We start from the raw sequence: 7,609 nt of genomic DNA, 5'->3' as shown, positions 1-7,609 counted from the left end.
GGCTGCGACCGGAACCCGCAGGCTGCGACCGGAACCCGCAGGCTGCGACCGGAACCCGCCGAAAGGGCGCACCGGAACCCTTCGATAGGATGGGACCGCCCGAAGAGGGCCAGCTCATCGGCCGGTGCGAACCCGGCGAAAGCCAGGGGGATACCCATGCCAGGAATCGTTATCGTCGGCGTGCAGTGGGGCGACGAAGGAAAGGGCAAGGCCACCGATCTTCTCGGTGAGCGCACCGACTGGGTGGTGAAGTTCAACGGCGGCAACAACGCCGGGCACACCGTCGTCGTCGGCGACGAGAAGTATGCCCTGCACCTGTTGCCCTCCGGCATCCTCTCGCCCGGCGTGACGCCCGTGATCGGCAACGGCGTGGTGGTCGACCTCGAGGTCCTGTTCTTCGAGCTCGAGGCGCTCTCCGCTCGCGGCATCGACGTGTCGCGGCTCAAGGTCAGCGCGAACGCGCACATCATCACGCAGTACCACCGCACGCTCGACAAGGTCACCGAGCGCTTCCTCGGCAAGCGGATGATCGGCACGACCGGTCGCGGCATCGGTCCGGCATACGCCGACAAGATCAACCGCGTCGGCATCCGTGTGCAGGACCTGTTCGACGAGAACATCCTGCGTCAGAAGGTCGAGGGTGCGCTCGACCAGAAGAACCACCTGCTGGTGAAGATCTTCAACCGTCGCGCGATCACCGCCGACGAGGTCGTCGAAGACCTGCTCTCGTACGCCGAGCGGCTGCGGCCGATGGTCGCCGACACCGGCTACCTCATCGCCCAGGCGCTCGAGCGCGGCGAGGTCGTCGTGTTCGAGGGCGGCCAGGCCACCATGCTCGACATCGACCACGGCACCTACCCGTTCGTGACGTCGTCGTCGGCCACGGCCGGAGGCGCGGCGACCGGCGCGGGCGTCGGACCCGGTGCGCTCGACCGCATCGTCGGCATCGTCAAGGCGTACACGACCCGCGTCGGCTCGGGCCCGTTCCCGACCGAGCTGTTCGACGAGCAGGGTGAGTGGCTGCGCAAGCAGGGCTTCGAGTTCGGCACCACCACCGGCCGTCCGCGCCGGGTCGGCTGGTACGACGCGCCCATCACCCGCTACGCGACGCGCATCAACGGCATCACCGACCTCGTGCTCACCAAGCTCGACATCCTCACCGGCCTCGAGCAGATCCCGGTGTGCGTGGCCTACGACGTCGACGGCGAGCGGTTCGACGAGGTTCCGGTCAACCAGACCGACTTCCACCACGCGAAGCCGATCCTGGAGTACTTCCCGGGCTGGAGCGAGGACATCTCGGTCGCACGCACCTTCGAGGACCTGCCGAAGAACGCGCAGGACTACGTGCTGGCGCTCGAGAAGATGAGCAACACCCGCATCTCGGTGATCGGGGTCGGCCCCGAGCGCGATCAGGTCGTCGTCCGCCACGGCCTGCTCGACTGACCCGACGCTCCATGACGCGATTCTGGCTCGGTGGCTACGGCGCCGACATGGATGGATCAGCCGAGGGCATCGGCCTGCTCGCGGGGGATGAGGGCCGCGAGGCCTCGACGCTCGCCTACCGCGGCGCGGTCACGCAGACACCGTCGCCGTCGTGGCTGGCGCAGCATCCGACCCTCGACGTCGTCTACGCGGCGCTCGAGGGCGACGCGGAGGTGCAGGCGTTCGTCCGCACCGGTGAAGGCGTGCTCGCCCCGCTCGGTGCGCCCGCGGCGGTCGGCGAGAGCGTCTGTCACGTGGCCGTCTCCCCGAACGGCTCGGCGCTGGTCGCCAGCTGCTACGGCGACGGTCGTGTGGTGCGGTTCGACCTCGATCCGGAGGGTCGCATCCTGCCCGCGAAGCCGGATGCTGCGGCAGCGCTCCGCGCGGCCCTGTTCGGCGACGATGTCGACCTGGATGCACCGGCCGCGACCCCGCCCGGCGACGGCGTCGCGGCGATCGACCCGTACGCGGTGGGTGGCGACCGCGTCTCGCATGCCCACGCCGCGGTGTTCCTCCCCGACGGCCGCATCGCCACGACCGACCTCGGTTTCGACCTCGTCCGGTTCTGGCGGCAGAGCGGCGCCGGTCTGACTCTCGACCACGAGGTCGTGCTGCCCCTCGGCACCGGGCCGCGGCACATGGTCCTGCACCCCAGCGGACACCTGCACGTCGTGACGGAGTATTCGTGCGAAGTGTTCACGCTCGCTCGGGCGGCGAACGGCACGTGGAGTGTCGTGTCGGTGACCCTGTCGAGCCCGATCGCCGAGGTGGGAACGGACTTCCCGGCGGAGCTCGCCCGCACCCGCGACGGGAACTTCCTCTACACGGCCCTGCGCGGCAGCAACACCATCGCGGCGCTGCGCGTGCGCGGCGGGGGCGAGGCGCTCGAGTCGGTCGCGCTCGCCGATTCGGGCGTGGACTGGCCGCGCCACCACCTGGTGCACGAGGGCAAGCTGCTCGTCGCCGGGCAGCGCTCCGACACGATCACGCTGCTCGACCTCGACGAGCGCACGGGCGCGCCCCTCGGCATCCGTCATGAGGCGCAGGTCCCGACGCCGACGCACTTGCTCCCGGTGCGCTGACCGCCCGCCGTCGCATCGCGAAACCCGCGCTTGACCTCAACTTCACTTGAGGTTCTAGCGTCGTCTTCATGACCACAGAGACCGGGCATACGCCCGCGCCCGCCGCGGCCGCCCCGCGCATCCTGAACAGTCAGTACGTCTGGATCACCATCGGCGCGTGCGCCCTGGTGTTCCTCGGGGCGTTCGAATCGCTGGCCGTCACCACCGTGATGCCGACGGTGAGCGCCGACCTCGGTGGCGAGCGGCTGTATGCACTTGCGTTCGCCGGCCCCCTCGCGACCGGCGTGATCGGCATGGTGATCGCCGGGAACTGGGCCGATCGACACGGCCCGGTGGCCCCGCTGTACACGGCCGTGGCGATGTTCGTCGTCGGCCTGCTCGTCGCGGGGCTCGCGCCGAGCATGGAGGTCCTCGTCGCCGGCAGGTTCGCGCAGGGCCTCGGCAGCGGCGGGCTCATGGTGGCGCTCTATGTCGTGGTCGCCCGCGTCTACCCGCAGGAACTCCACCCGGCGATCTTCGCCGGGTTCGCGGCGGCCTGGGTCATCCCGTCCCTCGTCGGCCCGACGGTCGCGGGGGCGGTGACCGAGCTCTGGAGCTGGCACTGGGTCTTCCTCGGTGTGGTGATCCTCGTGCTCGTGGCACTGCTGATGGTGATCCCCGCCCTGCGCGGGCTCTCGAACGACGGTGATGCGACGACGCCGTGGGCGTTCGGAAGGCTCGGCTGGTCGGTGCTTGCCGCGGTGGCCGTGCTCGCGTTGAACCTGGTCGGCGACATTCCCGGCGTGGGTCCGGTGCTGGCGGCCGCAGCGGTGGTCGTCGCCCTGATCGCGGTGCGGCCTCTGGTCCCGCGCGGCACGCTTCGCGCGCGCCGCGGCCTGCCGTCGGTCATCCTCGTCCGCGGGGTCGCGGCTGCCGCGTTCTTCGGGGCGCAGGTCTATCTGCCGTACCTGCTGACCGATCGCTACGCGCTGTCGCCGACACTCGCGGGCCTCTCGCTGACCGGCGGCGCGCTCGCCTGGTCCGTGGCCGCCACGGTCCAGGGGCGGATGGGTGCTCGACTATCGAGCGCGACGGCCGTGCAGGTGGGGACCATCCTCGTGCTCGTCGGCATCGTGCTGACGGTGGTGACGGCGGGCTTCGCGTGGGACGCCCTCATGGTCGCGGTCGCCTGGGTCATCGCCGGGCTCGGGATGGGGCTGATGAGCCCGCGCACCAGCGCGCTCACGCTCGCGATGTCGACGCCGGAGAGTCAGGGATTCAACAGCGGGGCGATGACGGTCGCCGACTCGTTCGGGAGTGCCCTCGCCCTCGCCGTCACCGGGACCCTGTTCACGGCGCTTGCGGCCGGGGATCCATTCCTCGGGGTGTTCGTGCTGGCCGCGGCGGTCGCGGGTGCGGCGGCGCTCCTCGCGCCGCGGATCCGCAGCCGAGCGGCTGGGTCGGATGCGGTCGACGACGAGTCGAGCGCAGAGAAGACGCCGGTGGGGTGATCGCCCGCGCGGCCGCTGCCGCGGGGATTTGCGTCGGAGTCGCGGCATCCCTACTCTGATGAACGGTGTTCAGGTGAACACCGTTCAGGAAGGATGAGCGATGACCGCTTCGACCCCAGACGCCAGTGCCACCCTCGGACGGGTGGCCGTGTTCGCCGCCCTCATCATCGTGCTCGGCACGGTCGTCGTCCCGCTGCCGGGCGGGGTGCCGATCACGGGGCAGACGCTCGGCGTCATGCTGGCCGGCCTCGTGCTCGGACCGAGGATCGCTCCGTGGTCGATCGTCCTCGTGCTGGCGCTCGCCGCAGTCGGGCTCCCGGTGCTGGCCGGTGGTCGCGGTGGTCTCGGCGTCTTCGTCGGACCGACCGTGGGCTACATGATCGGCTGGATCGCCGGGGTGATCGTGATCGGGCTCATCATGCGCACCGGACGCTTCGCCTGGTGGCGTGCGGCCGCGGCTGCCCTCGTCGGCGGGGTCCTCGTCGTGTACGCGTTCGGCATCCCGGTGCAGGCCCTCGTCACCGGAGTCCCGCTCGACCTCACCGCGCTGTCGAGCCTCGTCTTCCTTCCCGGAGACCTGATCAAGGTCGCGGCCGCCACGGTGATCGTCGTCGCCCTGCGCCGCGCGTATCCGCGGGCTTTCGCCGATCGTCGCCCGCTCGCACCCGCCGTCTGACGGGGCTTCACAGCGAGCGGCGGGGTGCGGGGCCACGAAGAAGAGGCTACCGAAACCCCTCGGTCGTAAGGTAGCGTGTTACCCGACGGACTTTGGTCCCGTGACATGATCCCCGCCGAATGTGATGCGCAGGGCTTCCCATTCCGGTGGAAAAGTGCATACTGAGGACGAAGACCTCCGTCACGGCAGTTCGTTGAAGGCTGCCTCTCGGGGATCCAGCCGTCGGGGGTCGGTGTGGGGGCGGCTTTCAGGAAACAGCAACCTGAAGGTTAGCGGTCGCCAGCGTGGGTGGCCCGAGGAGGGCTCACCATGTTCGGTTCGAAGCGAGGTCTCGGCAGGGCGAGTGCGTCCGTCCTGGTCACGGCGCTGGTCGCCGCGAGCTTGTGGGCGGTCACAGCCGTTCCGGCCGCTGCAACTCCCGGCGGGACGACGGGCACCGATTTCTGGCTGCGCGCGGACCGGGGGACAGGCGCGTCCGCCACCGGGACTCCCGTGCAGACCTGGACGGATCAAGCGGTTCCCGCCAACACCATCTCCCAGACGACGGCCGCGAATCGTCCGACGTACAACGTCGCCGGGCCCAACTTCAACCCCTCCCTCCGCTTCTTCGACGGGACCACGTCTCGATGGTTCGCGTCGAACATCGACACGTCGTACACGACGGCGGGCAAGGGGAAGTATTCGTACTGGGCCGTGGCCGTTCCCGATGCGACCCGCAGCGGCTTCATCCTCAGCTCTGACGACGGTGTCCCGAACGGCGCGAGCTTCGACCGGTGGATGGCCTACAACAACGGTGGAGTGCTGCAAGGAGCATCGGGTCAGGCCTATGCCCCGGTGGGCGGCATCACGGGAGGCACGGCGCCCGGCCCCAAGCTGATCCGCATCTACCACAACCAGGGCGTCGCGAACGGGTCGTCCGGTTGGTTGGCCGGGGTGAACGGCGGGAACTTCACCAGCACCATGGATGACACCGCCGCGCCGTTGGCGATCGGCGCACTGATCAACACCGGGGCGGGACCCTTCCGCGGCACGATCGCCGAGGTGATCGGGGTCGCCGGTGCACCGAACGATGATGCGGCCGCCAACGCGCGCATCCAGTCCTATCTCGCCGCGAAGTACGGAACGACCCTCGGCGACGTCGACAACGCGCCGGGTGGGAACACCTCGGTGGCATCGGTGAACTCCGCCGGAACGACGTATTGGAGCGCGCCGGTCGCCTACCAGAACAACGTCACGGTGATCGCGCGGGACTCCGTGTCGGACTTCGACCAGCGTGTGTCGCAGGCGTCCACGAGCACGACTCTGCCCGTGACCCTGGCGGCGGGCGCTTATGACTTCACCGGCACGATCACGCCGACGGCCCCGACCACCGCGCTGACCGACCTCGCCTCGGTGACGATCGGCGACGACAACGGTTCCACGGCGATCACGACCCCTGCCACGGCAGGCGTGACCGACCGGATGGCGCGTGTGTGGCGCGTGCAGACCGCGGGGAGCAGCCCGGCCCAGGTCTCGGTGCGGGTCCCCGCATCGGGGGTCACGCTGCCGGCCAATGCGCGCACTCTCTACGCCGTGAGCGGAGCGAGTGCCACCTTCGGCGGACCGGTGACGACCACACCGCTCACGCTCCAGAGCGGGTACTACGTCGGGACGATCCCCACGCCTGCGAGCGGTGAGTTCCTCACCTTCGGCGTGAGGGTCGCCGATCCCGGAGACTCGACGATCGCCGCGGCGCCGCCGACGATCACGGCTGACGGCGTCACGACCTCGACCGTCACGGTCACGCTTCGTGACGCGAACGGACAACCCATCGTCGATGGCGGGGACACGGTCACCATCGTCAAGAACGCCGGTGGAGGAACTCTCGGCGGAGTTCTCGACCACGGAGACGGCACCTATTCGGCCACCCTGACCTCGCCGACCACCGCGGGTTCGGCGACCCTCGGGTTCACCGTCAACGGGGTTCCGGGCACGGGTACCGCCACGGTGACCTTCGCACCGGGCGCGGCATCCGCCACCGGGTCGACGATCGCTGCGGCCTCACCGACTCTGACCGCGGGCGATTCCACTCTGGTCACGGTGACCGTGCGCGACGTCAACGGCAACGCCCTCGGCAGCGCCGGCGCCGGGCACACCGTGGTGATGACGACGGACCTCGGCACGATCAGTGCGCCCGTCACGGACAACGACGACGGCACGTACACGGCGACCCTCTCGTCCACTCTCACGGGCACAGCCACGGTCGGATTCACCCTCGACTCCGCGCCCGCGACCGACACCGACGCCGTCGTCTTCACTCCCGGCGCGCCGACCGCCGCGGACTCCACCATCGTGGCGGCGCCCACGAGTGTCACAGCCGACGGCACGAGTGTGTCGACGGTCACGGTCACGCTCCGCGATGAGTACGGGAATGCCACGGGAACGACCGGAGCCGATGTGACGATGTCGGTCACCGCGGGTGTCGGCACGCTCGGTACCGTCACCGACGTCGGCGACGGCACGTACACGGCGACGCTGAGTTCTCTCGTCGCGGGAACATCCACAATCGGGTTCGAGCTCGACGATACGGCGGGCGCGGGCACCGCGTCGGTCACTTTCGTCGCCGGTGCGGCGGATGTGGGCACGTCGACGATCGTGGCGTCTCCGACGTCGATCACGGCGGACGGCACGAGTACGTCGACGATCACGGTGACGTTGCTCGATGCGAACGGCAATGTCGTCGCTGATGCGGGCGAGGTGGTGGAGCTGTCGACGACGGCCGGCACCCTTTCGGCCGTCACGGACAACGGCGACGGCACGTACACGGCCACGCTGACGTCGCCGACGACGGTCGGCAGCGCGACGGTCTCGTTCACGATCGATGACGCGGATGCGGACGC

5 protein-coding genes are annotated in these 7,609 nt (G+C 69.8%); all 5 read left to right on the top strand.

Translation table 11 applies throughout. The features are described 5' to 3' along the window. Nucleotides 1–156 precede the first annotated feature (156 nt). Nucleotides 157–1,443: an adenylosuccinate synthase gene (locus tag DW298_RS06925; RefSeq protein ID WP_136041723.1), complete on the top strand. Its 1,287-nt coding sequence runs from the start codon at nt 157–159 to the stop codon at nt 1,441–1,443. 11 nt (nt 1,444–1,454) lie between these two features. Beyond that, nucleotides 1,455–2,564 (top strand): beta-propeller fold lactonase family protein, encoded by a 1,110-nt coding sequence (locus DW298_RS06920; protein WP_136041722.1) that lies wholly within the window; start codon nt 1,455–1,457, stop codon nt 2,562–2,564. A gap of 68 nt (nt 2,565–2,632) precedes the next feature. Next, nucleotides 2,633–4,054 (top strand): MFS transporter, encoded by a 1,422-nt coding sequence (locus DW298_RS06915; RefSeq protein WP_136041721.1) that lies wholly within the window; start codon nt 2,633–2,635, stop codon nt 4,052–4,054. A gap of 100 nt (nt 4,055–4,154) precedes the next feature. Beyond that, entirely contained in the window at nt 4,155–4,730 is a 576-nt protein-coding gene (locus DW298_RS06910) for a biotin transporter BioY (RefSeq protein ID WP_136041720.1), read from the top strand. Between the two features lie 309 nt (nt 4,731–5,039). Further along, nucleotides 5,040–7,609, top strand: a 2,570-nt coding sequence (locus tag DW298_RS06905; RefSeq protein WP_240745041.1) for an Ig-like domain-containing protein, incomplete at its 3' end; no start/stop codon positions are given.

This window comes from Microbacterium sp. A20 (assembly GCF_004794515.1).
Classification (GTDB): domain Bacteria; phylum Actinomycetota; class Actinomycetes; order Actinomycetales; family Microbacteriaceae; genus Microbacterium.
This window is presented reverse-complemented; position numbering and strand designations above follow the sequence as displayed.